This window comes from Solimonas marina (genome assembly GCF_012241385.1).
Taxonomy (GTDB): Bacteria; Pseudomonadota; Gammaproteobacteria; order Nevskiales; family Nevskiaceae; genus Solimonas; species Solimonas marina.
The window spans coordinates 143,879-168,570 of record NZ_JAAVXB010000002.1; the positions used below are offsets into that span (position 1 = coordinate 143,879).

The following is a 24,692-nucleotide window of genomic DNA, read 5'->3' on the forward strand; positions in this document are numbered from 1 at the left end:
AGGACTTGGGTCCTGCTCCGTGACCGCGGTGGCGGATCAGGCGGCGTCGCGCAGCTTCGGAGTGGGAACAACCGCGGGCGCGGTGCGGTTGAGGTGGTCGAGTTCGACCCAGCGCACGACATGGATCTTGCCGTCGAAGTCCTCAGCCAGGGCCGTGCAGCTTTCGACCCAATCGCCGCAGTTGTAGTACGTCACACCATCGATGTCGCGCGCTTCCGCATGATGGATGTGACCGCAGACCACGCCGTCGAGTTCACGGCGCTGGCATTCGTGGGCGAGGGAAGTCTCGAACGTCGAGATCACGTTGACGGCGGTCTTGACGTGCTGCTTGGCAAAGGCCGACAGCGACCAGTAGCGCATGCCGAACAGCGCGCGGCCACGGTTGAACCATTGATTGAAGCGCATCGTGCCGTTGTAGAGGGCATCGCCGGCCAGCGCGATCCAGCGGTGATAGCGCGTAATGACATCGAACAGGTCACCGTGCAGGACCAGCAGCCGACGACCGTCCGCTGTTTCGTGGACGTGCTCGTTGACGAGCCGGATATTGCCGATTTCGAGTTCGTAGCCGACGAACTTGCGCAGGAACTCGTCGTGGTTGCCGGTCACGTAGAGCACCTGGGTGCCGCGCTTGGCCTTGGTCAGAATCTTGCGCACCACGTTGGTGTGCTCCTGCGGCCAGAACCAGGTGCTGCGTAGGCGCCAGCCGTCGATGATGTCGCCGACCAGATAGAGCGTCTCGCAGTCATTGCGCTTGAGAAACTCGACGAGATGCTCGGCCTTGCAGTCGGGCGTGCCGAGATGCACGTCGGAGATCCAGATCGTGCGGTAGCGCGGCTTGCTGCCGGCGGCGGAGCGGGGCTTCTTGCGTGGCGTCGTCGCTTTCATGACGCGAACATCGTCGGCGATGGCGATGATTGGCATGTGACGGCGTGATGACGTTTTGATGAATGCGCCTGCGCCGCGCCCACGAAAAAGGGCGCGGTGTCGCCACCGCGCCCTCGTTCATTTCACCGCCTCGATCAGGTGCCCGAATCGGTCGGTGCGGTGACGAAGTCGCCGCCCGTGCAGAGTTCGTGCACGTACATCGCGTCACCGACGTTGGCCGACAGCAGCGTCGTCGACAGCGAGACCGTCGCGCGCGTGAACGCCTTCTTGGTCTTGATGCCGAGGAAGATCGACTTGTCACCGAGTACCGTGGCGCCGAGCAGGTCGACCGCGTTCTGCGTGAAGTCCACCGTTTCCAGCGGCGTCGACGCGTCGCCGTCATAGGTGCTGACGGTGATCTGGTTGAGCAGCGATGCATCGACGGTGCCGGCCGGGAACGACAGGCCAAAGACCGCATACGTGCCGGCCGGCACGGAGTCCGGGAAGATCACCGACTCATCGACCGAGTCGAGCCCGACCAGGCCGCCGAGCGTCTGCGTGAAGGTGGCATACGTCGACAGATCACCGTCGATGACGTTGTCCGGTTCGGTGACGCTGGCGAGCAGCGTCGTCAGCGTGTCGCCGCCCAGCACGCCGAGCAGGGTGTTGAGCAGGCCGCCGACGAGGCCACCGCTGCCGACTTCGGTGGTCGCCGTGCCGTAGGCCGCTGCACCGGTCTTGCAGACGAAGCCCTGGCCGTCTTCGCCGACCGGCGTTTCGGCAACGCCGTCGCCATCGTCGTCCTCGTTGACGACGGTCGGAACCGACCCGTCGTTGGGGCCGAGGCCGCCGTTGGCATCGCTGCCGTCGCCGCTGCTGCCGTCGTCGCCGATGATGGCGCCGCTGTCCTGTCCGGTGCCATCCGCTTCGCAGCCGGCGAGTCCGAAGACCGCCACGATGCTGGCGGCGATCAGGGTTTTCTTGAGCATGTCAGAGAGATTCATGTGTGGAGCCCCAATCAGTTCAGGATGCGAAGTTCGACGCGGCGGTTACGCTCGCGGCCGTCGGCGGTGCTGTTGTCGGCGATCGGTTCGGATTCGCCATAGCCCTTGGCCGTCATCTGGTCCTGCGGAACGCCGTGATCGACGAAGTACTGGACCACCGCCTGCGCACGGCCCTCGGACAGCTTCTGGTTGTAGCTGTCGCTGCCGATGTTGTCGGTGTGGCCGGCCACTTCAACCTTCATGTCCGGATACTTCTTGAGGATGCCGACGGCCCAGTCGAGGATGGTTTCGGCATCCGGGCGCAGACGGGTCTTGTTGAACTCGAAGGTCACGCCCTTGAGGTTGATGACCTTGTCGAGCGGGCAGCCGTCACCATCGACGCGCGAACCGGCCGGCGTATCGGGACACTTGTCCTTGTCGTCGACAACACCGTCGCCATCGCTGTCGAGCAGGCCGGTCGGGACCTTGACGACCTGCGGTTCGGTGTTCGCTGCCGCGACCTCGACCTGCTTCTCCTTGAACAGCGGGATTTCGATGCCGAGCGAGTAGCGAATGTCGCCGTAGTTCTCGGCGAAGAAGTCGTAGACGTAGCGCACGTCCGCACGCAGGCGGATCTGTCCGGTCTTGGTGATCGGACCGGTGACAACGCCGACGCCACCATTGACGAAGCCGCTGAAGCCGTCGTCGTGTGCGCCGTTCGGGTAGATGTCGTTGTACGTGCCGCCGCCGCCGACCAGCACGAACGGCGTCAAATGCGTACGGTCGCCGAACGCATAGAACAGATCCGCGCCCAGGCCGTAGTTATAGAAGTCGGTGCGCAGCTGCTTGCCGGTCTCGATGCCTTCGTACCAGCCATGGAGCTCATAACCCCAGCGCTTTTCACTCTGCCAGCCGTAGAGCACGTCCATGCCGCCGCCGTGCTTGGTGTCGGCATTGCCGAAGCCGCGATCCTTGTCCGGGTCCAGATAGAAACCCTGAATGCCGATATAGCTCGGTGAAACGAGCTCGGTCGACAGGGTGGTATCGCTGCTGGTGCTGGACTCGTCGCTCGGCGTTGCCGACGTGTCGGCATCCTGAGCGTGAGCCGCGGATGCTGCCAGCACCATTGCGGCGCTGATGACCCCAAATGCAATTTTCATGAGAACTCCAATGTTCCGAGAGAGCCGGCCCGACAACCTTGTCGTCCCTTCGCGCATGCAGCCGGCGTCACACTTCCTTGCCTCTACCCTGGGAACACAGCCCACATCGCGCGACTTCGCTACCACCGTGACGCACGAAACGCCGGCGGCCGAACGTCTTCTCCGTCGGCGACCTGCGTTTGTATTCGAAGCTGTCTCCCTCCCTTGTCAATTTAAAGAAAAAACATACAAATGGAAGTAGGAAAAATCTGACATTTAGCCCGGGCGCGTGATATAGCGCACAAAAAAAAGCCCGCCGTTAGGCGGGCTTACCAAAACATGACAGGTCAGACAGTGACTAGAACTGCAGACGGACAAAGGCCTGAGCGAAGTCGCGATCACGTAACAGGTTGTTTTCGCCGCCGCCGAAGTACCAGGTATAGCCCAGTGTGAACGACAGCGCACTGCGATAGCGCGTCTCCAGCGTGGCGACCATGGACTTGCGGCCCTCGACGAAGTTTTCTGCCGGCCCCGGCGACGTACCCTTGACGTCCTGCGACCAGATCAGCATCGGCTGCAGGCTGATCGACGGCAGCACGCTTTCGTACTTGATGATGCTGATCAGGCGGTAGCCCCACGAGAACTTGTCGACGAAGTCCTTGAGGTTGGCCTGATGCGGGTTGAAGCGCAGACCGTCCGGGCCGTTGTAGCAGGCCTTGTTCGTCGAGCAGGCCTGGCGCGAGCCGTTCGCACCGCTGCCGTCGGCGCCCGCCGAGGCATGCGTGTAGACGCCCGGCGCATCGATCTGCAGCTCGTCGAGCGGCGGCAGGCCCGGAATCCATACCGCACCGGCTTCGCCCACCAGCTGGATCTGGTCGGCACCGATGAAGTTGTCGGTGTTGCCGAGTACGCGCGTGAAGCCGAGGTCGAACTGATACATGTCGAGCCGCTCGTAACCGCGGATATAGCCCGGGTTGTGACGATCGAGCTTCTGCGAGTAGTCGGTGCCCGGGTTTTCGCCGACGGTGCCGCCGCGATACGGAATGACGAAGCTCGGATACGAGCGCGCCGAGCCGGGCAGGTGGCCGACCAGCAGGTTGACGGTATCCGGATGCGCCGAATCGACGTCGCTGCTGCCGTAGTAGGTGCGCGAGCCGTCTTCGGCGAAGCCGTAGCCGGCGGTCGTTCCTTGACAGGTCTGCGTGTTGCCGCAGCTCGTCAGCGTCGGCGCCAGCGCTGCGAAGCCGAGGTCGGCGATTGAAACCTGCATCGGCTGGTTCGGACGGTACGAGACTTCACCCTGCAGCGAGTAATCGCCGATCGAGGTGTTGAAGCTGGCGCCGAACATGTGGATGTTCTCGGGGTACTCGAACACGATGCGCGGATTGTCGAGTTCGGCGGAATCCGACAGCGTCGCGTTCGGGTCGCCACCGAGCAGCAGGCCGTTGAGGGTCTGCAACGCAGCCACCGGATTGCTCAGCGCGCCCAGGTCGCCGAGCACGCCGGGGCGATTGGCGATCAGATTGATCGAGTCCGCCTGCAGCTGCTGACGCGCGGTCGCGTCGGCGACCGCCGGGATGTTGCCGCAGGCCTGGAAGAACGTCACGGTGTTGACGACCTTGGCGTTGTGGCTGCACGAGGTCGGCGCTGCGAAGAAGCTGATGTACGGCAGGCGCGAGTGATAGTTCATGAAGTACGCGCCGAACTCGGTCCCGGAGCCGAGGTTTTCCGCGTAGTACTTGAACGCCACGCCGAACTGGCCGTGCGTGCTCGGCTCCCAGTCGCGCTGGCGATAGAGCGTGCCGGTGGTCGGCGTGATCAACGTCAGCGGATTGTCGAGATAGCCCTTGCGCGTATTGGCGGTGTCGCCATCAAATGCGCGCTCGGGATCGTCGGCCGCCGAGCCGAAGCTGAAATTGACGCTGTCGCCGGCATTGTTGGTGCCGAGGTCGTTGGTGGCGAAATAGCTGCCCGGCGGCGGCGCGTCGATCGGCTGCCATTCGAGCTGATAGAAGCCCTCGATGGTGGCGCCGTAGAACGGTTCGAAGCTGGCGAACGCCATGCCGATCGGCGTGAACACTTCCTCGACCTGGGTGCCGACGCGGTAGAGGTTGTTGGCGTTGACCGGGTTGGCCGAGTTGATGCTGCCGATTGCCAGCAGCGTCGATTCGCCCCAGTTGACGGTCTGACGGCCGATCTTGAACGTCAGGTCGTGGCCTTCCCAGAACGGGATCGGCACCGAGCCGTAGAAGTTGGCATCGAGCAGCTGGAAGTCGGAACCGACCGCGCGCAGCGTCTCGCCGTCGGTGCGGCGGATCTTTTCGTAGCCGCCCGGACCATAGACGTGCGTGAAGTAGCGGTTGGAGATCGGGTCGCCGGTGATGCCGACCTGATCGACGTTCTGCGGCGTGATGATGTTGCGATGCGTTTCGTTGAAGTCGTTGTTGACGAAATCGTAGAAATACAGCCAACGGGCATAGACGCCGAAGTTGTTCCAGTTCAGCGACAAGTCCTGGGTGATCTTCGCGACCGCCTGCGTCAGATCGCCCTTGTTGTAGTTGATGTCGCCGTCATCGGTGCGCATCGCATACGCGCCGGGCAGGCTGCCCAGGCGCTCGGACGGGTAGACCTGATCGCGGAACAAGCCCTGGCAGGTCTGATACTGACCGCTGCAGCCGCCTGGGGTGAGGTCCGCCTTGCCGATCAGATTCTTCGACTGCGACTCCGTGCGGATCGCGGCGCCGAGACTGGCCGTGGTGTTGAAAGTGCCCGTGATGTCGCCGTCGAGCATGTCGAAACTCAATGCAAATGCGGGCGCACTTGCCATCGCGATCGCGACCCCGGAAGCGCCGACCGCAATCCTCCATCCCTTCATTTTTATCTCCCCGATGTCCCAGATTCTGCATTTACCAGGACGAAGATGGGACTACGTCATGGTTATGGCCGAACGTACCACGGACGCAATGCAAAAAAAATGGCACGCGAAGCACATACGCGCACTTTTTCAGCAAATGGGTTCAATACCCGCAGGACTTTAGAAAGTCGCGCACGGTGGCGGCCGTGCGATCCGGGTCTTCGAGCATGAAGCAGTGGCCGCCGGCTTGGGCCTGCAGATGCGCGGCGGGGTGTCGCTTGCGGATCAGCCGCGCGCTATGCCGAAGGAAGGGGTAGCTGTCGGCGCCCATGATCACCAGCACCGGGCAGTGGATGTGCGGCCACGCGCGCCAGGGGTAGATCGGGTGATTGAAGATCGCCGCTTCTTCTTGTTTCGGGCAGCACAGCACCCGCGAGCCATCGGCGTCGTCGCGCGTGGCGTATTCGACGAAGCACTCGAAGGCGTCGTCGCGCCAGCCGCGATAGATGCCACGGCCTTGCAGGCGTGCACGGACCGCGTCGCGCGACTCCCAGCGATCGCGGCGCCGCAGTGCCCCGCGCGACAGCGGATTGCCGCCGACGGCGGCCGACAGGCGCGTGACCGCGTAGTGCAATGGCGGCAGCAGGATGGGGTCGAGCAGAACCAGCGCTCCGAAGCGCTGCGGATTTTCGGCGGCCGCGCACAGCGTCAGTGCGGCGCCGTAGCTATGGCCCATGCCGATCAGCGGTTTACCGGCCAGGCCCTGGTCGGCGATGACCGGCTCGATACGGCGCATGATCGCGGGCGTGCCCGAGAAGTGCTGTGGAGGCTCGCTGGCGCCATGGCCTTCGATGTCGTGACAGAACAAGCCGTAGTCCGGCAGCAGGCCTGCCAGGAGTGGCCAGTAGACGCCGCCGCAGAAGCCGTTGCCGTGCACGAAGTGAATCGTATGAGGCGGCCCGTCGTAGCGGCGGCCGCGCAGCAGCGGCCCGCCGCCGGCCCGGGACTGCCAGGCTTGTGTGCGGTCGTGATAGGCACTGACGACGACAGACATGACGAGCGTTCCGCTTCGTTCAGCGGCAAAGGAACGCGGCTATCGCGGCCGCTGTTTCCCGCGGGGCGTCGAAGTGCAGCATGTGCCCTGCGTCGGCGATCGTGATGTGCTCGCGATGGGCGAAGCAGGCGATCCGGGCTTCGCGCTCTTCATGGCTGATGGTCTTCAGGCCCAACGACTCGGCGGCATCGACGATCAGGGTCGGGGCGGTGACGCGGCGCCAGATCGCCATCGACTCGTCGACGCGGAACAGCCCCGGCATGTTGAGCTGATGGCGGGGATCGGCGAGCAGTCGCACGCGACCGCGCCCATCGTCGGCGCCCCAGCCCTGCGCGACGAACAATGCACGCGCCTCGCTCAACTGCGGGTGCTGAACGCGGACGCGCTCCGCCAGTGCTTCGTAAGAGGCATAGGTCTTGGCGCGCAGCGGTCGGCGTAGCTGCGTCAGCCAGCGTTGGTAACGATCCGGCGCGAGCTGCGGCGACATATTCGGCACGAACAAACCATCGAGCACGACCAGGCGCGTGACCCGCTCTGGCCTCAAACCGGCATAGAGGCTGACGACCTGCGCGCCCATGCTGTGTCCGGCGAGCATGACCGTGCCGCTCGCACCGGCGTAGTGATCGACGAGGGCATCGAGGTCGGCGACGTAATCGGCGAACCAGTAGCCGTCCGCCGGCCATTCGGTATGGCCGAGGCCGCGCCAGTCGGGCGCGGCGATCTGGCAATGCGCCAGCAGCTCAGTCGCCAGGTCCTCGAAGGTGGCCGACGCGTCGAGAAATCCATGCCCCAGGATCAGCAGCGGCCGTGACGGGTCGCCCCAGCGGCGGACGTGATAGCGCAGACCTCGGATGCGAACGAACTCGGAGCGACTCGGCACAGGCGGGCGTCGGTGGCGGCGTGTAGCCCACGAGTATACGGGCCGGCGCCGCCGGTGCTCGGGGCGCGCGGCGAATTCAGCGCAACGGAATCGAGGCGGTGAACGCGCCCTCGGCCATCGGCGCGCGCAGCGTCGTCATCGGCGTGACATGCGTGCTGGCGATCTTCCACTCGCCATCATCGACGATATAGCGGTCGCGGTACTCCATCGACACCTGCGTGACCGAGGCATCCAGGCGGTTGATCTGCATGAACCACAGCGTCCATTCGCCGCTCGCGGTCTGATCATCGATCAGCTCGATCGACGGGTGTTTGCCGTGGTGGACGTCATGCACGAGCCAACCGTCGCCATGGTGGGCGAGTGCGACCTGGCTGAAGACCTCGACCAGACCCTCGCGATCGTTGAAGCGGCCGACCGGTCCGTAATCGATGTCGGCGCCGCTGCGGACAAAACAGTCTCGAAATGCATCGGGGTCCTTGCGATCGCAGGCGCGCAGATAGCGGTACTTCAGCTGCTCGATGGCGCGGATGGCTTCGAGTCGGCGTACGCGGCGCAGCAGATCGTGCAGGTCATCGGTCGGCATAGGGAATCTTTGCGGCGGAATCGGGTCCACAGTAGCCATTGCCCGGAATATCAACCCGGTCCGAATGGATGAGCTGCGCGGCTACCCCGGGAGCCAATTGAATTTTTCTAAACGACGGGGCCAAAAAAGATCAATTGCTGCGACGCAACAAGCTGCGGTTAAATACACCCATCGCGAGTGACGACGGTCTTGAACGCAAGACGCCACCCGCAAACGATCTCCTCCAGATCCCGCATGGGATCTATTAGGGCCACCCTCACCGGTGGCCTTTTTTTTGATTTTTCGATGCGGAACAAATGCTTGCTCGAAAGCGACCGTGGCTGTCGGGCGACAGTCGGCAAGACTATTAGTTAGTTTTTCTAACCTTAACCATCAAAAAAGATCAATTGCTGCGACGCAGCAAGATGACGTTAAATACATCCACTGCAGGCGGTCGCGGTTCTCTACATGAACCCCGCCAGCACACGATCTCCTCCAGATCCCGCATGGGATCTATTTAAGGCCACCGCCCCGGTGGCTTTTTTTTTGGCTGCGGCAGCTGTCGGGGAATGACGACACTATTAGTTTTGCTAAACGAAAGCGCCAAAAAAGATCAATTGCTGCGACGCAACAAGCTGCGGTTAAATACACCCATCGCGAGTGACGACGGTCTTCAACGCAAGACGCCACCCGCAAACGATCTCCTCCAGATCCCGCACGGGATCTATTAGGGCCACCCTCACCGGTGGCCTTTTTTTTACCCCGAGCCTGCCGCCTGGGCCGAAGCAGCGGACCTGCCGAGCGATACGCGCCGCCAGGTCCGCCAGGCGCCGGCTTCGTCAGTTCAGCGTCGGTGCCGCGTCGGTGTCGCGGCGCAGGAAGGCGATCGGCGGCGCGTACCGGGTGGTGCCGCGCTTCTTCTGCGTCACCAGCGTCAGGCCGGACGGCTTGAAGACATTGACGTTGTGCGTGTTCGGCGTGGTGACGATGTACTGCGCGCGCGTCGCCTGCAAAAAGGCGCCGACCTTGTCGATGTTGAAGATGTCCAGATGCGCGAACGGCTCGTCGATGAAGACGAAGCCGCCGCGCTGATCCTCGTCCATCAGCAGGCCGACCAGCAGGATCATCGACTTCATGACCTGTTGTCCGCCGGACGCCTCGCCGTCGTTGAGGCCGATCATGCCCTTCTGATCGAAGTTGAACTGCACTTCGAGCCGGGCCTGCGACAGCGTCAGATCGTCATTGGTCAGCTGCGGCGGATCGACCTCGACGTCGATGCCGGCCAGCGCGCCCAGATTGCGCAGATTCTGCGCGTAGCGACGCACCGTGGCGCGCAGCACGCCGATGTACTGACTGCGCGCACGATCGGTGCTGCTGCGCGCGCGGTCGAGATGGACTTCCTGATCGGAAATGCGCGATTCGAGCTGATGGTGCTCGGCGTCGAGCTTGTCGCGGATCGCCACGCAATTGGCATCGGTGTTCCAGCGGCCGTCATCCTTGCGCCGGTGCAGGCGCTCGATCTCGCGCTCGACGGCGCCGCTCGATTCGTAGTGTTCACGTGCGTCCGACATCGCGGCGGGCGTGCGCCATTCGGCCGGCTTGCCGCGCCGCAGGCGGCGCCAGTCGAGCACCTGCTCGGCGTAGGCACGACGGGCCTGATCGAGTTCGAATTGCAATTGCTGCTGGCGGCTCCGCGTCTTTTCCAAGGCCTCCTCGGCACGGTCGTGGCGCGAGGTCAGGCCGTGCAGGGCCTGCGACATGTCGTAATAGCGCGCCGCGGCGTCGGCGCGTTCGGCGCTGATGTCCTCGAGCTCTTCGCTGAGACGCGCGGCCTCGGCCTCGGCGGCTTCGAACTCGGGCGCACGGGCGGCGATCTCGCGCGTTGCGTCGACGCCGGACAGCGCGGTCTGCACATCGGCGAGCTTGCGCGTTGCCAGTGCCAGCGCTTCGCGTAGACCTTCGCGCTGGTCGCGCAGGTCTTCGAGCCGGCGCCGCGCGTCGGCCACGGCATTGCGGCCGAAGTGCACGTCGGCGACGCTGATGTCGCGGCCACCGCGCCGTTCGCGCTGGTAGGCGCGCGGCGTGATCCAGGACTGGCCTTCCGGCAGGCGCGCGCCGTCTTCGGTGCTGTCGACGCGCTGGATGCCGTCGAGCAGCTTCGCCAGCCACACCGGCGGATCGGCGTGAAAGCGCACGCATTCGAGCAGCGAGCCGTGCTTCGGGTAGGGCGCCGGCGCGCGATCGGGCACGACGTAATGGCGATAGCGCTGCTGTTCGCCGAGCCGCCAGGCGGCGCCGCGATCGGCGGGATTTTCGAGCAGCACGAGGTGGCGCACGCCGGCCAGCACCGATTCGACGGCGAGCTGCCAGGTGTCGTCGGTGATCTCGACGATGTCGCCGAGCATGCGATGCGCGATGCCGGCGTCGTTCAGCGCCTGCGAGAACGCCGTGACTTCGCGTGGCTCCGGCCGGCGGCCGCTGTCGAGCGCGGCGATACGGCCTTGCAGCTCGTCGATCTCGCGGTCGACGCCATCGATCTGCCCCTGCAGTTCATAACGCCGACGGCCGAGCTTTTCCTGCTCGCGCAGGGCCGCTTCGGTGTCGAGGCCGTCGGCCTGTTCCGCGACCTGATCAAGCAGGCGCTTGCGCTGTTCGAGCATCGCCTGTGCTTTGCCGAGCGGTCTTTCGATCTGCCGCTCGCGCTTTTGCAGCGTCTCCATCTGCGCCTTGCTCTCGGCTTCGGCGGCTTCGGTGTCCTCGCGCTCGCGAATCAGTGCCGCGTGCTCGTCGGCCAGCTGTTGTAGTTGCGTGCTCAGGGTCTGGACGTCGCGGCGCTTGCCGAGCAGGTGCGCGTGACTGCCGCGGCGGCTGTCGAGCAGTTCGGCCATTTGCAGGCGCGGCAGCCACTGGCCGGTGAGGTCGGCCAGCTCGCCGAGCAGGCGTTCGTATTCGCGGAACGAATTGACGTCGGCTTCCGCCGCCTGCAACTGCGTGTGCAGCCGCGCGAGTTGGGTCTTCAGCTCGTCGAGCTCGCGGGCGCAGGCCAGCTGGTCCTCGCGGGCCTTCTGGTAGTTGTCGAGCACTTCCTGGTCGCCGAACACGTCGAAGACGAGGTCCAGCAACTGTCGCGGCGAGTATTCACAGAGCTTGTCGGTATGCCCCTGATCGAGCGCCAGCACGCGTTTGATGGCGCGCGTCAGGCCGGCGTTTTCGAGCTGCGATTCGTACTGGCGCACGCCGATCCAGGTCACCGCATCGCTGTTTTCGGCGGCCTCGACCGCCACGTCGCCGGCGCCGATGCCATAGCTGCGCTCCCAGTCGCCACCTTTCTTGCGGATACGACAGAACAAGGTGACGGTTTCGTCGGTGATCGGCCAGAACGCCAGCTGGCCGTTGCTGCGCCGCGGGTTGGAGACCGTGGCGCGCAGCCAGGCCGACGGTCGGTCGGCGCGGCGCACGTAGCGCTTGTAGTCGCGGCCCTGCGAGCAGTTGATCGCCAGCAGCGTGCGCAGGGCGTCGAGCAGGGTGGTCTTGCCGGAACCGTTGGGGCCGACCACGGTGACGATGTTGGCGTCGAGCGGCAGCGTGAAACGTTCCCACCAGTCCCAGTGGACGATTTCGATCTTGTGGAAGCTGAACATCGAGTTCTCTTAGTGCTCGCGCGGCGCATCGGCCGCGTCGGGTGCCGGCGTGTCGGCGTCGTTGGCGCTGCCGCCCAGCGTGATGTCGGCGGCGGTCTCGCCGTCGCTTTGAGCGCCGACCGCGTCGTCGGGGGGCTGGTCGGCATCAGCCTGAAGCTCGACGCCCTCGGCGTCGGTGTCGATATCGTCGTTGGCCGGCGGCGGCAGCTCGTCGTCGTCCTCGTCGTTGGCGGCGCCGCCGAACAGTTCGGACAAGGTGCCGTTGAGAATGCGCTGTGCCATGCGGTTGTAGTCGAGCACCAGATCGAGCAACGGCCCTTCGTAGATGCGGCCGTCGCGGCGTTCGATGAAACCGAGACGTGACAGCACCGGCAAACCGAAATTCTTGATGCGCGTGCGGCCGCCCAGGCGCTCGCCGAAGTCGGCGAGCAGCGTTGCCTCGGCGACGTTGATGCCGAGTTCGGCGGCGGTCGGGATCGGTTTGGCCTCGGCGAACATTTCCGACTGGCGCAGGCGTTCGAGTTCGGTCTGGCGCTCGATCTGGCGCTGCCGCTTGGGCAGGATCAGCAGCGCCCACAGCACCACCAGCAGGGCGATCTGGTCGCGCTTGAGTTCGAGGTTGTTCGACAGCCAGGCATCGTCGCTGCCGAAGACCGGCTGCTCGAATTCGCGCTTGACGCGGAGCGCGACGTGATCGGCGTACGGATGCTCGACGAATTCGAGGCCGCAGGCCGCCAGCCGCTCGCTCAAGGCGCTGTAGAAAAGATCGTCGGTCAGCGCCTTGCGGACCATCGGGTCCTTGCGCGACAGCACGCGGTGCGCGGACAGGCGCGCCACCAGGGTTTGGACTTCACGTTCCACGCGGGGATGCCTCCAGGTGTCCGGCGCTCATTTCGGCGACGCCGTCACGTCCCACTTTGATGATGTGTTCGCCGAGCTTCACGCGGCGGTCGATGCGTGCCAGATCGGCGACCGGACCGTCGAGCGACGCCGATTCGCGGTCGCCGAGCAGCGCCAGCAGCGACAGCCGGTAGCTCGACAGTTCGTAGTCGCGCAGCGGCACCGCTTCGTGCAGTGGCCAGCCGTCCGGCGCGACGCGCAAGTCGTCGCGCCAGCGTTCCAGCTCGATGTAGTCCGGCGGCTCCATGTGCACGTCGCCTTGCGGGGCTTCGCTGGCCGGTGGCAGCGTGGCGTCGAGCTTTTCCGGGCGCAGCTTGTCGATCAGCTCGAACTCGGCGACGTCGAGCGCGATGTCGCCGAGCGCGAACGCAAAGTCCGGCCCCGGGCTGACCGCGCCGTCGGTCAGCCCGACCAGGCGTTCCTGGCTGATGCTGCGTAGCCAGGCGTTGACGTCGGACGACGACAGGCCGCTGGCACCGAGGTGCACCTTCTGTTTTTCGAGCTGATTGAGCGCGCGCTGGAAGGCGCCGCTCATGCGTAGCAATTCGCTCTGCACCTGGCCGATGCGCTGCGCGAGCCGATGCGTCGGCCCGTCGAGCGCGTCGCCGTCGGTGATCTCGTGCAGCACGTCGCTGCCCTTGTCGACCCAGCTCCACGCCGATTCGAGCTTGCTCTCGGCGGCGCGGATGCGCAGCTCCGAGCCGGACAGGATGGCGCGTTCAAATTCGTCCTTGAGTTCGAGCAGCCGCGCCAGCAGATGCTGCAGCTCGGGATTGGCGAGGGTGCCGACCGCGCCGCTGCCGGCCACCTGCGCGGCCAGATAGCCGAGCTCGCCGCCATCGTCGTCGTACTTCATCAGCGACGACAGCGCCGAAGTCGCCATGCGGCCGAGCGGGCTGACGCTGTAACGCGAGGTTTCCGGATCCCAGGCCAGCAGACCGTGCACGCGCAAACGGCCGATCAGATGTTCGAGCTTGCCCTCGTCGAGGTACGGAAACTGCTGGCGCAGCTCACCGGCGGCCACATACGGTTCGGCGCGTGACGCCAGCTCGTGCAGGATCAGCAGGCGGATCAGCACCGCGGCTTCGGTGCCGGTGAACAGCGCGATCAGCGCCTGAATCGTCGGCCGCGCGCCGTTCAGCGCGTGCAGGGCCGGGACGTCGGCCGGCTCGACGCCGGAGCGGAACCAGTCGGCGAGTCGGTCTTCGGTGGAGTCGTTACGCATCGGCGGATTTTACCGGTCCGCCGGTCCGGGCATCGTCGCGCTCAATCGAATTCGACCACCTGACGCACCGCTTCGCCGCGCGCCAGGCGGTCGAACGCGGTGTTGATCTCGTCCAGTTTCAGCTTGTGCGTCAATAGCTTGTCGACCGGCAGCTTGCCCGCCCGGTAGAGCGCGACGAAGCGCGGCAGGTCGCGCGCCGGCACCGCCGAGCCCATGTACGAGCCTTTGACGGTGCGCTCCTCGGCGACCAGGCTGACCGCCGGCACGCGGAATTCGCGCGACGGATGCGGCAGGCCGGCGGTGACGGTCTGGCCGCCACGCCGCGTTGCTGCGTAGGCGGCCGCCAACGCCTGTTCGGAGCCGGCGGTTTCGATCGCGTGTTGCGCGCCGCCGCCGCAGGCGTCGCGGATCTGTGCGACAGCATCGGCGTCGGTGGCCAGCACCGTGTGTGTGGCGCCGAGCTGGCGTGCGAAGTCGAGCTTGGCCGGCAGCACGTCGACGGCGACGATCGGATAGGCGCCGGATGCGGCGGCGCCGAGCAGCGCCGCGAGGCCGACGCCACCGAGGCCGAAGATCGCGACGCTGTCGCCGGGCGCGACGCGCGCGGTGTTGACGACCGCGCCGACGCCGGTCAGCACCGCGCAGCCGAACAGCGCGGCGACGGTCCAGTCCAGCGGCTGGCCGGCGGCATCCGCTGGAATCTTGACCGCCGAGCGTGCCGACACCACCGCCGCCTCGGCGAATGCCGACACGCCGAGATGATGATGGGTTTCGCCGCTGTCCCCGTGCCAGCGGCGTTCGCCGGACAGCAGCGTGCCGGCGGTGTTGGCACGCGCGCCCGGTTCGCACAATGCAGCGCGGCCTTCGGCGCAGTACGCGCAATGTCCGCAGGCCGGCACGAAGGCGAAGACGACTTGATCGCCCGGTGCGAAGTCCTGCACGTCGGCGCCGACCGCGACGACTTCGCCGGCCGCTTCGTGGCCCAGCACCATCGGCATCACGCGCGGCCGCGAGCCGTCGATCACCGACAGATCGGAGTGGCACAGGCCGGCGGCGCGAATCCTGACCAGCAGCTCGCCGGCGCCCGGCGCATCGAGTTCCAGGGTCTCGATCGCCAGCGGTTTCGATTCGGCATAGGGCGCGGGCAGGCCCATTTCGCGCAGCAGCGCAGCACGGACTTTCACGATGTGGACTCCGAAGCGGGCATCAGGACCTGCAGGGCGGCGCGCAGCGTTTCCGGCAGCGAAGCGGGCCGACGGCTGTCGCGGTCGACGAACACATGCACGAACCAGCCTTCCGCCGCAGGCGTTGGCTGGCCTTCACGGAACAGGCCGATTTCATAACGAACGCTGCTGCGGCCGAGGTGGGCGACGCGCAGGCCGGCGTCGACCTGATCGGGAAACGCCAGCGAGTCGAGGTAGCGGCAATGCGATTCGGCGCAGACACCGATTTGCGCCCCGCGATGAATGTCGAGGCCACCGTGGCGGATCAGGTATTCGTTGATGACGGTGTCGAAATAGCTGTAGTACTCGACGTTATTGACGTGGCCGTAGACGTCGTTGTCCTTCCAGCGGGTGCCGATGCGGCTGTAGTGCGGATAGGCGCTGCGGCCCGGGCTCGATGCGTTCACGTGCGACTCCTGCGCGCACCGGGGTGGCGCGATGCCGGAAACGAAAAGGCCCGCCGCGTGCGGCGGGCCGAAAATCCCGCGATGACCTTATTTACCCGGCTCGACCGCGCAGCCGTTTTCGTCGACCTGCTGGCCGGCGGTCGGCGTCGCACAGTCGCTGGCTGGGGCGCTGCTGTCTGACGCCGGCGCCGTGGCGTCATCGGCCGGCGCGGCGGCAGCGCTGCCGCTGTCGATCGGGCAGCCATTGTCGTCGACCGCGCCCGGCGGCGACGCGGGGCACTGGTCCTTGTCGTTCGGCACGCCGTCGTTGTCGTCGTCGGCCGAGCTGGTGTCGACGACGGCGGCCGGCGTCTCGCTCGCCGGCGGTTCCGGCGTGACGACGTGGCCGAACGGAATCAGCACGCCGACGCTGTAGACGCCTTCGGCGAAGTTCGAATTCTTGCCCTTGGAGCCGGTCGGCTCGCTGCCCTTGTCGTCGGTCCGGTAACGGGCCTCGATACGCAGCTTGATGCGCGGCGTCAGCGGCTGCAGATAGCCGATACCGGCGTCGAATACCGTCGAATCGTAGTTGTGACGCGGGCCAGGCAGGCCGTTGGTCTTGCCCTGCATCAGCGACACGATGCCGTAGGCATTCGGCGCCCATTTGCGCGACGGGAAGAACAGTGCGCTGGCGCCGTAACCGTAGAGGTCGGTGGTGCCGTTGTCGGCCTTGCCATCCATCGACGAGTAAAAGCCGGTCAGCTCGAGTGCCAGGCCCCAGGTGACTTTCTTGCCGACCGAGACGGTGCCGCCAAGGCCGCCCTTGGTGCCGCGATCGCTGTCCGAGTCGGTGTACGAAAACATCGCCGAGCCGTACCACGGACGTCCGTTGAGCGCGAGCGACGGGTCGTAGGTTTCCGTCTCCTGCGCCAAAGCATTGCTGGTCAGACCGAGTGCGACCAGCGTTCCCACAACCATGAGCACGTTCTTCATGCTTCTCCCCGAGGATCAAAATGCGTTTTTGATAGTCTGCCGGCGACTATAGCAGCGCCTGTTTGTGCGGTGTGCGGCCCGGCGGACCAAGCGATTGTCTGAGCGGCAACGTATAATCGCCGACCTTTTTCAAATCAAGACGCCATCCGCAATGGAAGCGCATCAGTTACGCCATGAGGTGACGGCCCTGCAGGCGCGTTTCGACGCGCTGCGGGGCTATCTTTGACTACGAAACGAAGCGCGATCGCCTCGTTGAAGTCAATGCCGAGCTCGAGCGCGGCGAAATCTGGAGCAATCCCGAGCTGGCCCAGAATCTGGGCCGCGAACGCGCCAAGCTCGAGGATGTGGTGCAGACCATCGAGTCGGCCGACAACGGCCTGAAGGACGCCCTCGATCTGCTCGAGCTGGCCGAAGCCGAAAGCGATCAGGCGACGGTGGACGAAGTCGGCCGGGATGTCGAGCGCTTCGAGAAGATGGCGACCGACATGGAATTCCGCCGCATGTTCAGCGGCGAGCTCGACGAGAGCAACGCCTATCTCGACGTGCAGTCCGGTTCCGGCGGCACCGAAGCGCAGGACTGGGCCAATATGCTGCTGCGCATGTACATGCGCTGGGCCGAAGGTCGTGGTTTCAAGGTCGAGCTGATGGAAGCGTCGGACGGTGAAGTCGCCGGCATCAAATCGGCGACGATCTATGTGCAGGGCTCGTACGCCTACGGCTGGTTGCGCACTGAAACCGGCGTGCACCGCCTGGTACGCAAGTCGCCGTTCGATTCGGGCAACCGTCGCCATACCTCGTTTGCCGGCGTCTTCGTGTCGCCGGAAGTCGACGACGACATCGACATCGAGATCAATCCGGCCGACCTCGAAGTCGGCACCTATCGCTCGTCGGGTGCCGGCGGTCAGCACGTCAACAAGACCGAATCGGCGATCCGCATCAAGCATGTGCCGAGCGGCATCGTCGTCGCGTGCCAGACCGAGCGCAGCCAGCACGCCAACCGCGACCGTGCGATGAAGATGCTCAAGGCCCGTCTGTACGAGGCCGAGATGCAGAAGCGCAACGCGCAAAAGCAGGCGCTCGAAGATTCGAAGAGCGATATCGAGTGGGGCAGCCAGATCCGCTCGTACGTGCTCGACCAGTCGCGCATCAAGGATTTGCGCACCGGCGTCGAAATCGCCGACACGCAGAAGGTGCTCGACGGCAACCTCGACCCGTTCATCGAGGCGAGCCTGAAGCAGGGACTTTGAAAACGCGAGGCGTGAGGTGTGAGGCGTGACAACGCGGCAGCAGTGTCGCCTTGCGCCCAGCGCCGCTCCCCACGAAAAACATGACCGACGAACAGAACCACGCTGACGAAAACTATGTGATTGCCGCGCGCCGCGAAAAGCTCGACAAGCTGCGCGCCGCCGGCAATGCGTATCCGAACACCTTCCGCCGCGACGCACTGGCCGACGATTTGCACGGCATGTACGGCGCGCGCGATGCCGCGTCGCTGGAAGGCGAGACGCAGGTGTTTGCGGTCGCCGGGCGCATGATCGCCAAGCGCGTGATGGGCAAGGCCAGCTTCGGCCAGTTGCAGGACATGTCCGGCCGCATCCAGGTCTTCGTCCAGCAGAATGCGGTCGGCGCCGAAGCCTATGACGCATTCAAGGCCTACGATGTCGGCGACATCGTCGGTGTGCGCGGCACCATCTTCAAGACCCGCACCGGCGAGCTGTCGGTCAAGGCGCAGTCGGTCGAGCTGCTGGTCAAGGGCATCCGCCCGCTGCCGGAAAAGTGGGCGGGCCTGACCGATACCGAGATCCGCTATCGCCAGCGCTATGTCGACCTGATCGTCAATCCCGAGGTCAAGCAGGCCTTCGTCAAGCGCGGCCAGACGGTGCGCTTCATTCGCAACTTCCTCGACGCGCTGGGCTTCGTCGAAGTCGAAACGCCGATGCTGCAGCCGATTCCCGGCGGCGCCACGGCGCGGCCGTTCGTCACGCACCACAACGCGCTCGATCGTGATCTGTACCTGCGCATCGCGCCGGAGCTGTTTCTCAAGCGCCTGGTCGTCGGCGGCTTCGAGAAGGTCTACGAGATCAACCGCAACTTCCGCAACGAGGGGCTGAGCACGCGGCACAACCCCGAATTCACGATGCTGGAGTTCTACCAGGCCTATGCCGACTACCAGGACGCGATGGATCTGGTCGAGACGCTGATCCGCGACCTGACGCTGGTCGTCAACGGCAGCGGCAAGCTCGCCTATCAGGGACGTGACTACGATATCGAGCAACCGTTCAAGCGCTGGACGATGCTCGAGTCGGTGCAGCACTACAATGCCGATTTCGACGCCGCGCAGGCATCGGATCGCGACTACCTGGCGGCGTTCGCCAAAAAGGTCGGGGCCGACGTCAAGCCGGCCTACGGCGCCGGCAAGCTGTTGACGGAAATCTTCGAGAAGACCGTCGAGGCCAAGCTGTTCGACCCGACCTTCATCACTGAATACCCGACCGAAGTCTCGCCGCTGGCGCGTCGCAACGACGCCAACCCGGACGTCACCGACCGCTTCGAGTTCTTCATGGGCGGGCGCGAAGTCGCCAACGGCTTCTCCGAGCTCAACGACGCCGACGATCAGGCTGGCCGCTTCAAGGCCCAGGTCGCGGCCAAGGATGCCGGCGACGACGAAGCGATGGTCTTCGACGCCGACTACATCCGCGCGCTGGAATACGGCCTGCCGCCGACCGCCGGTGTCGGCATCGGCATCGACCGCTTGGTGATGTTCCTGACCGATTCGCCGAGCATTCGCGACGTGTTGCTGTTCCCGCAGATGCGGCCCGAAGCCTAGGGTTTCTTCAGCCGGCCGCTCGTCGGCGGCGGGGTTCGGCCGCGCCGGCGGCGTTGCCGTGCGGACAGCCGATCCGGCGATGGCCGGCGACGCAACACCAGGTGCCGCGGGGGCGGCCCATCGACTTCCTCGGCGGGGCGGGGTGCGCGGAACGCAAGGACCTTTATGGATCGTGGTATGCGGCTGTGGGTGATGTCGGTCGGTCTGATCGTCGCGATCGGTCCATTTTCGATCGACATGTACCTGCCGAGTCTGCCGGCGCTGCAGACGCATTTCGGCGTCGATGCGGCGGCGGTGCAGCGCACCTTGTCGCTGTTCTTCGTCGGACTGGCGATCGGACAGCTGATCTACGGACCGATTGCCGATCGCTTCGGACGGCGCGGGCCGCTGCTGTCGGGCCTGATTCTCTACACGCTGACATCTGTAGCATGCCGTTACGCGCCGAACATCGAGACGCTGGCGATGCTGCGCTTCTTGCAGGCACTGGGCGGCGCCGCCGGCATGGTCGTGGTTCGCGCCATGGTGCGCGACCGTTTCTCCGGGCCGGAAATGGCGCGCGTGCTGTCGTCGATGACGGCGGTGATGGGGGTGGCGCCGATCATCGCACCGACGCTCGGTGGCTTCGTGTTTCGCACCTTCGGTTGGCAGGGCGAGTTCGCGTTCCTGGCGATCTTCGGCACGCTGTGCATCATCATCGCGGCGCGCATGCTGCCCGAGACCCTGGCGCAGCGGGTGCCGCACACGCCGCGTAGCGTTGCGGCGCACTACCTGCAGATGATGCGCCACCGGCGCTTCATGGGTTATGCCCTGGCCGGCGGCACCGCCCAGGGCGCGATGTTCGCGTACATCTCGGTATCGGCCTTCGTCTTCATCGACTATTACCGGCTGACGCCGGTCGCGTTCGCGATCATGTTCGGCTGCAATGCCGGCGCCCTGATCGTCGCCTCGCAGCTCAATGCCTTGGTGCTGCGACGGGTACCGGTACAGGTCGTGTTGCGCTACGCCGTGCGCACATCGGCTGCGGCCAGCGGGCTGACGCTGATCGCGGCGGCGACCGGTATCGGCGGGCTGTATACGGTGTTGCCGCCGTTGTTCGTGGCGATCGGCAGCCTCGGCTTTTCATTCCCCAACGCCACGGCCGCGGCGATGGCGCCGTTTGGCGATCGAGCCGGTATCGCAGCGGCCTTGCTCGGCACGCTGCAATTCACGATCGCCGCGGTCAGCGGCTCGGTCGCCGCAGCGCTTTACAGCGGTACGCCACTGGCAATGGCGGCGGTCATGGCGGTCTGCGGCGTGGTGGCGGTGCTGCTGTTGCGCACGCTGGCGCCGGCGGAGCCGGCAGCAGCCTGACCGCCTTCAGGCCGCGCGCAGTGTCGAGATTTCCGGTTTCTCGGTGGCCGGCGGTTGGGCCTGCGTCTTGCCGTTGTAGAAGCAGCATTCGCCGTACGGGCGGCGCTTGAAGCGTTTGTAGTTCCACCAGTACTGATCGGGCATCGTGCGAACGCTGGTTTCGATGCCGGCGTTGAGTGCAGCGACGGCTTCGCAAAGATCCTGACTGTCATAGCCGGCCGGCGGCTCGGTGAAGCGCACAGCGAAGCCGCGGCCACGCGGCAGGCGCCGGCCAGTACAGATCAGTACGCGGGCGCCGGTGGCTTGGACCAGACGCGGAATCAGCACCGGCGAATGAGTGCTGATGCCGAAATAGGGTGCGAATACCCCATGGCTGCGCGGCGGGTCGCGGTCCGGCATGGTGTAGATGATCTCGCCGCGCTTGAGTGCGCGCAGCACGTCGCTGCCGACCGCACGTTTGCCTTGACGTTTGACGATGGGGATCACCTTGCCTCCGAAGCGTGTGCGGCCATGCCGCGACAGTGCGTCGAGCTGCGGATTCTTGATGGGCTTGTACATGCCCGTCATCGGGTAGTGCGCCGACATCGGAATGATGCCGACCTCGAAAGCGCCGAGATGCATGGCGGCGATGATCAGGCCCTTGCCCTGCGCCAGCGCCTCGTCGATCAGCTCACGGCCCTCGATCTCGACGATCAGCGATTGCAGGCGTTGCGGGCAGCCGGTCCAGACCAGCGGATACTCGAGCAGCGACTTGACGTAATGGCGGAAGGCCTGCTGTGCCATGCGCCGCTGCTCAGTGCGCGACAGCAGCGGGTAGCACAGTTCGATATTGCGCAGGGCGAGGCGCCGCCCTTTGCGGTTGAGCCTCCATGCCGCTTGCCCGATTACATCGCCCAGAAGATGCAGCACTCGCAACGGCAGATGCCTGCCGAGCGCAAAAAGCAGTCGTACGATCAATGGCCTACACCGTCCAGGCACGCGCCCCCGCGTGCCGTAAAAACTTGCCGATTCACACCGGTCTCGGCCCGAGTGTGACGAAGCCGTGCGCCGCCTGCAATCCATCTGTCATGAGCGGTCGTTTGCCGGGCCTGGACGGTTGCCGGCCGCTCCCTAGAGCAGGGCGCGGACCGCGGCCGGCCAATCCAGTGCCTGAAGGCGTGCGAGGGTCGGGTGGCCGTCGGCGGCGTTGCGCAGGCGCACGAGGCGATCCGGCGGGCAGTCGAGCAGCGCATCATGCAGCCGTGCCAGACAGTCGGGATCGTCGATCGGATCGACGATTGCGAGTAGCACCGGCCATAGATCGAGGGCGTCGCTCAGCGCGAGCATCCGTGAAATCGCCCCCGGATCGCGGCGCAGTGCGCACTCCCCGAAGCGCCGCTGCCAGATCGGCAACAGGTCGGCCATCAACGCCAGCGCCAGCGACCATAGCGCGCCGTCGTCAGCCAGGGCGGCATCAATCAGGCTCTCGAAGCGTGCCGGCGGCAGGTCGGCAACGATGCGGCTGAGTCGCAGGCGGTCTTCGGCGTAGAACCCAGCGTGCAGCAGCGTGGCGTCGTCGAGTGCGGCGAGGACCGTCGCCAGGACGTCGAAGTCGAGAATGTCGACGAAACTGCCGATCGTCACATATTCGCGGCGCCGAACCAGGGCCAGGCCAATCACCGTGCAGCGCTCGGCCGGCAACTTGCGGACCACCCCCTGCGCGCGGCGCGGATCAAGCTGCAGGCAGACCTCGACGAGAAACTCGTCGGACAGGCGGCGCGCAATTTCGTACGCCGTGTCGTCCGGCAGATAGGCGGCGATGCGCGCACACAACAGTGGACCGAGACTGCGTTCGGCGAGCATCGCGGCCAAGGTGGCCGGCAGCAGGCGTGTTGCGGTGGCCACACGCGACAGCGATTCGCGCTGTGCGTCGTAGAGCATTGCCGTGGCCTGCTCGCGCAACTGCCGCAGCGTGTCCGCGTCGAGCTCGGCGAGTGCCGCGGCCTGCTCGGTCGGCACGTCGAGCAAGCGTGACAGCCGTGCAACTTCGGCGCGCACTTTGAAGGCTTTCATCGCAGGCCGAGGATCTTCTTGACGGGCGCGCGCAGCAGCAGCGGAATGTGCTGCAGGGCGCTACTGGCCGCCGCCGACAACTGCAGTCGTTGTCGCCGCCGCGCATTGCGCAGGGCGTCGCCCAGCTGCGCCAGCGCTTTCGCATCGAGCGCTGCCAGGCCCGCCGGTGCAGCTTGGCCGAGTTCCTGGCTGATGGTTTGCAACACGTCGTCGCGTGTGTCGGGCATGGGGTCCTGTCGATAAAAGATGGCGGCCTTGCGGCCGCCGAATGTCACATCCCCAACCGTTGATATTTTGTTTTCTTGTTTATCGTGAGCGCGCCTTGCGCTTGAGATTGGCGGGATCGAAGTACGAATCCGGGAATTTGATTTCCCAGTTCGTCACCTCGTCCTCGTTGGCCAGCGTCGTCGCGAAGTAGCGACCGGACTGCAAGTCGTAAATCAGTTCCGGAATGCCGGTGGTGGTCGGGATGAACGGCACCGTCAGCAAATGCGCTTCCTGGACTTTCCAGAGCTGCCCACGATCGTCATAGCAATCGACCGCGGCGATCGACCAGCTGTCCTCGTCGACGTAGAACGTACGGCGCGCAAAGTTGTGGCGCATGCCGGGGCGCAGCGTCGCATCAACGACCCAGACGCGATGCAGTTCGTAGCGCGCCAGATCCTGATTGATGTGATGCGGATGCAGGATGTCTTTGTACTTCACCTTCGGCGAGTTGATCATGTAGGAGTTGTACGGGATGTACATCTCCTTGCGACCGACGAGCTTCCAGGTGTAACGATCGAGCGCGCCGTTGAAGACGTCGATCTGGTCGTTGTACTGCTCGTTCTCGGTGCCGACTGCCGGATTGTCATAGCCGACATCGGGTGCGCGATTGACGCGGCCCAGGCCCGGTGAATAGATCCATGCCGCACGACCGCCGGTCGATTGATCGAGCGTTTCGTGCACCAGCGTGATCTGGCCGGCAACGCGCGGCGGCGACACCACGGTCGACAGATAATACGCGAGCAGCTTCTGCGTATTGGTGTCGCCCGGTTCATCGAGATTCGCGTATTTGAATTTAACGTCCTCGATGATCTTGGTAATGATGTAGCTGCCGTCGGGCTGCACGATCGCCTGATTGTTGTAGCGCCGCGCCGCGGAACCCTTGTACTTGAGCTTGTGATTCCAGATGACCTCGGCGCCGGATTTCGGGATCGGGAACGGGAATCCGAGCTTGGCGTTCTTGATCGTGTCCGTCCCTTCAAGGCTGGCGCGCGTCGCGTTTTCCTCGGTGGCCTTGTAGATCGCGTCGGGGTAGAAAGCGGCGCGCACCGACTTGTAAACATTCATCTTGTACGTCGGATACTTCTTCAGCAACGCTTTCTGGCCTTCGGTGAGCTTGTCGGCGTACTGCGACATATTGGCGGCGGTGATCGTGAAGATCGGCTTCAGATAATCCGCCGTCATCGTGCCGCGGAACTTGGCTTCCAGTTCGTCCGGATGATTCTTGCGCAGGTCCTCGAGTTGGGCGCGCGTGTAGTGCTTGGTCTCTTCCGGGAAGTTCTTGGCGCCGGTCCATTCCGGGATCGTGCCGTCGGCGTTGCCGGCCTGGATCGCACCGACCGGCGTCAGATCCTTGCCTAGATGTGATGCCTCTTCCGGCGTTGCCGTGGCAAAGGCACTGGCGCTGGCCAGGCACGACACTAGGGCCGCAAGCGCGGCAGTACGCGTGAAACGCATCTGACTCTCCTCGCTGCCGGGGGGCAGCCCTTCTATC

The 24,692-nt window shown here is 65.1% G+C and carries 20 protein-coding genes; 3 read left to right on the forward strand and 17 right to left on the reverse strand.

The window, feature by feature from the left end:
• Positions 1–36: 36 nt before the first annotated feature.
• From G7Y82_RS03830 to G7Y82_RS03890, 13 genes are all read right to left on the reverse strand, one after another.
• Complete coding sequence (locus tag G7Y82_RS03830; RefSeq protein WP_168147125.1) at positions 37–885, reverse strand: UDP-2,3-diacylglucosamine diphosphatase; 849 nt, start codon at positions 883–885, stop codon at positions 37–39.
• Between the two features lie 134 nt (positions 886–1,019).
• Positions 1,020–1,868, reverse strand: coding sequence for a hypothetical protein (locus tag G7Y82_RS03835; protein WP_168146703.1), 849 nt, complete (start codon positions 1,866–1,868; stop codon positions 1,020–1,022).
• A gap of 14 nt (positions 1,869–1,882) precedes the next feature.
• Positions 1,883–3,007, reverse strand: a complete 1,125-nt coding sequence (locus G7Y82_RS03840; protein WP_168146704.1) for an OmpA family protein — start codon at positions 3,005–3,007, stop codon at positions 1,883–1,885.
• 337 nt (positions 3,008–3,344) lie between these two features.
• A complete protein-coding gene (locus G7Y82_RS03845; RefSeq protein WP_168146705.1) occupies positions 3,345–5,861 on the reverse strand; it encodes a DUF1302 domain-containing protein in 2,517 nt (838 codons plus the stop codon).
• A gap of 142 nt (positions 5,862–6,003) precedes the next feature.
• Positions 6,004–6,894, reverse strand: coding sequence for an alpha/beta fold hydrolase (locus G7Y82_RS03850; protein ID WP_168146706.1), 891 nt, complete (start codon positions 6,892–6,894; stop codon positions 6,004–6,006).
• Positions 6,895–6,913: 19 nt separating this feature from the next.
• The gene (locus G7Y82_RS03855) at positions 6,914–7,774 is read right to left on the reverse strand and encodes an alpha/beta fold hydrolase (protein WP_168146707.1); all 861 of its coding nucleotides are present in this window, start codon (positions 7,772–7,774) and stop codon (positions 6,914–6,916) included.
• Positions 7,775–7,850: 76 nt separating this feature from the next.
• Complete coding sequence (locus G7Y82_RS03860) at positions 7,851–8,357, reverse strand: nuclear transport factor 2 family protein (RefSeq protein ID WP_168146708.1); 507 nt, start codon at positions 8,355–8,357, stop codon at positions 7,851–7,853.
• 818 nt (positions 8,358–9,175) lie between these two features.
• Entirely contained in the window at positions 9,176–11,977 is a 2,802-nt protein-coding gene (locus G7Y82_RS03865) for an AAA family ATPase (protein ID WP_168146709.1), read from the reverse strand.
• A 9-nt stretch (positions 11,978–11,986) separates the two neighbouring features.
• The gene (locus G7Y82_RS03870; RefSeq protein ID WP_366515607.1) at positions 11,987–12,838 is read right to left on the reverse strand and encodes a hypothetical protein; all 852 of its coding nucleotides are present in this window, start codon (positions 12,836–12,838) and stop codon (positions 11,987–11,989) included.
• Positions 12,828–14,102, reverse strand: coding sequence for a hypothetical protein (locus G7Y82_RS03875; RefSeq protein ID WP_168146710.1), 1,275 nt, complete (start codon positions 14,100–14,102; stop codon positions 12,828–12,830). Before G7Y82_RS03875 ends, G7Y82_RS03870 begins: the two co-directional genes overlap by 11 nt.
• A 41-nt stretch (positions 14,103–14,143) precedes the next feature.
• Complete coding sequence (locus tag G7Y82_RS03880) at positions 14,144–15,286, reverse strand: zinc-dependent alcohol dehydrogenase family protein (protein WP_168146711.1); 1,143 nt, start codon at positions 15,284–15,286, stop codon at positions 14,144–14,146.
• Positions 15,283–15,732 (reverse strand): acyl-CoA thioesterase, encoded by a 450-nt coding sequence (locus tag G7Y82_RS03885; protein WP_168146712.1) that lies wholly within the window; start codon positions 15,730–15,732, stop codon positions 15,283–15,285. Before G7Y82_RS03885 ends, G7Y82_RS03880 begins: the two co-directional genes overlap by 4 nt.
• A gap of 87 nt (positions 15,733–15,819) precedes the next feature.
• On the reverse strand, positions 15,820–16,704 hold the full coding sequence (locus G7Y82_RS03890) for an outer membrane beta-barrel protein (protein WP_168146713.1): 885 nt from the start codon (positions 16,702–16,704) through the stop codon (positions 15,820–15,822).
• A 151-nt stretch (positions 16,705–16,855) separates the two neighbouring features.
• Here G7Y82_RS03890 and prfB point away from each other — a divergent pair.
• The 3 genes from prfB (at position 16,856) to G7Y82_RS03905 (ending at position 20,881) form a co-directional block, all read left to right on the forward strand.
• A protein-coding gene (prfB, locus tag G7Y82_RS03895; protein ID WP_168146714.1) for a peptide chain release factor 2 occupies positions 16,856–17,951 on the forward strand; the annotation gives its coding sequence in 2 pieces (ribosomal slippage) (positions 16,856–16,927 and positions 16,929–17,951; 1,095 coding nt in all).
• 80 nt (positions 17,952–18,031) lie between these two features.
• A complete protein-coding gene (lysS, locus tag G7Y82_RS03900; RefSeq protein ID WP_168146715.1) occupies positions 18,032–19,531 on the forward strand; it encodes a lysine--tRNA ligase in 1,500 nt (499 codons plus the stop codon).
• A gap of 177 nt (positions 19,532–19,708) precedes the next feature.
• The gene (locus tag G7Y82_RS03905; protein ID WP_168146716.1) at positions 19,709–20,881 is read left to right on the forward strand and encodes a multidrug effflux MFS transporter; all 1,173 of its coding nucleotides are present in this window, start codon (positions 19,709–19,711) and stop codon (positions 20,879–20,881) included.
• 6 nt (positions 20,882–20,887) lie between these two features.
• Here G7Y82_RS03905 and G7Y82_RS03910 read toward each other — a convergent pair whose 3' ends face one another.
• From G7Y82_RS03910 to G7Y82_RS03925, 4 genes are all read right to left on the reverse strand, one after another.
• Positions 20,888–21,943, reverse strand: a complete 1,056-nt coding sequence (locus tag G7Y82_RS03910; protein WP_240954071.1) for a lysophospholipid acyltransferase family protein — start codon at positions 21,941–21,943, stop codon at positions 20,888–20,890.
• 48 nt (positions 21,944–21,991) lie between these two features.
• On the reverse strand, positions 21,992–22,933 hold the full coding sequence (locus tag G7Y82_RS03915; protein WP_168146718.1) for a hypothetical protein: 942 nt from the start codon (positions 22,931–22,933) through the stop codon (positions 21,992–21,994).
• Positions 22,930–23,160 carry a hypothetical protein gene (locus G7Y82_RS03920; RefSeq protein ID WP_168146719.1) on the reverse strand — a complete coding sequence of 77 codons (231 nt, stop codon included), beginning with the start codon at positions 23,158–23,160 and terminating at the stop codon, positions 22,930–22,932. The genes G7Y82_RS03915 and G7Y82_RS03920 overlap by 4 nt, the downstream gene beginning before the upstream one ends.
• A gap of 79 nt (positions 23,161–23,239) precedes the next feature.
• Positions 23,240–24,655 (reverse strand): DUF1329 domain-containing protein, encoded by a 1,416-nt coding sequence (locus G7Y82_RS03925; RefSeq protein WP_168146720.1) that lies wholly within the window; start codon positions 24,653–24,655, stop codon positions 23,240–23,242.
• Positions 24,656–24,692: the final 37 nt, after the last annotated feature.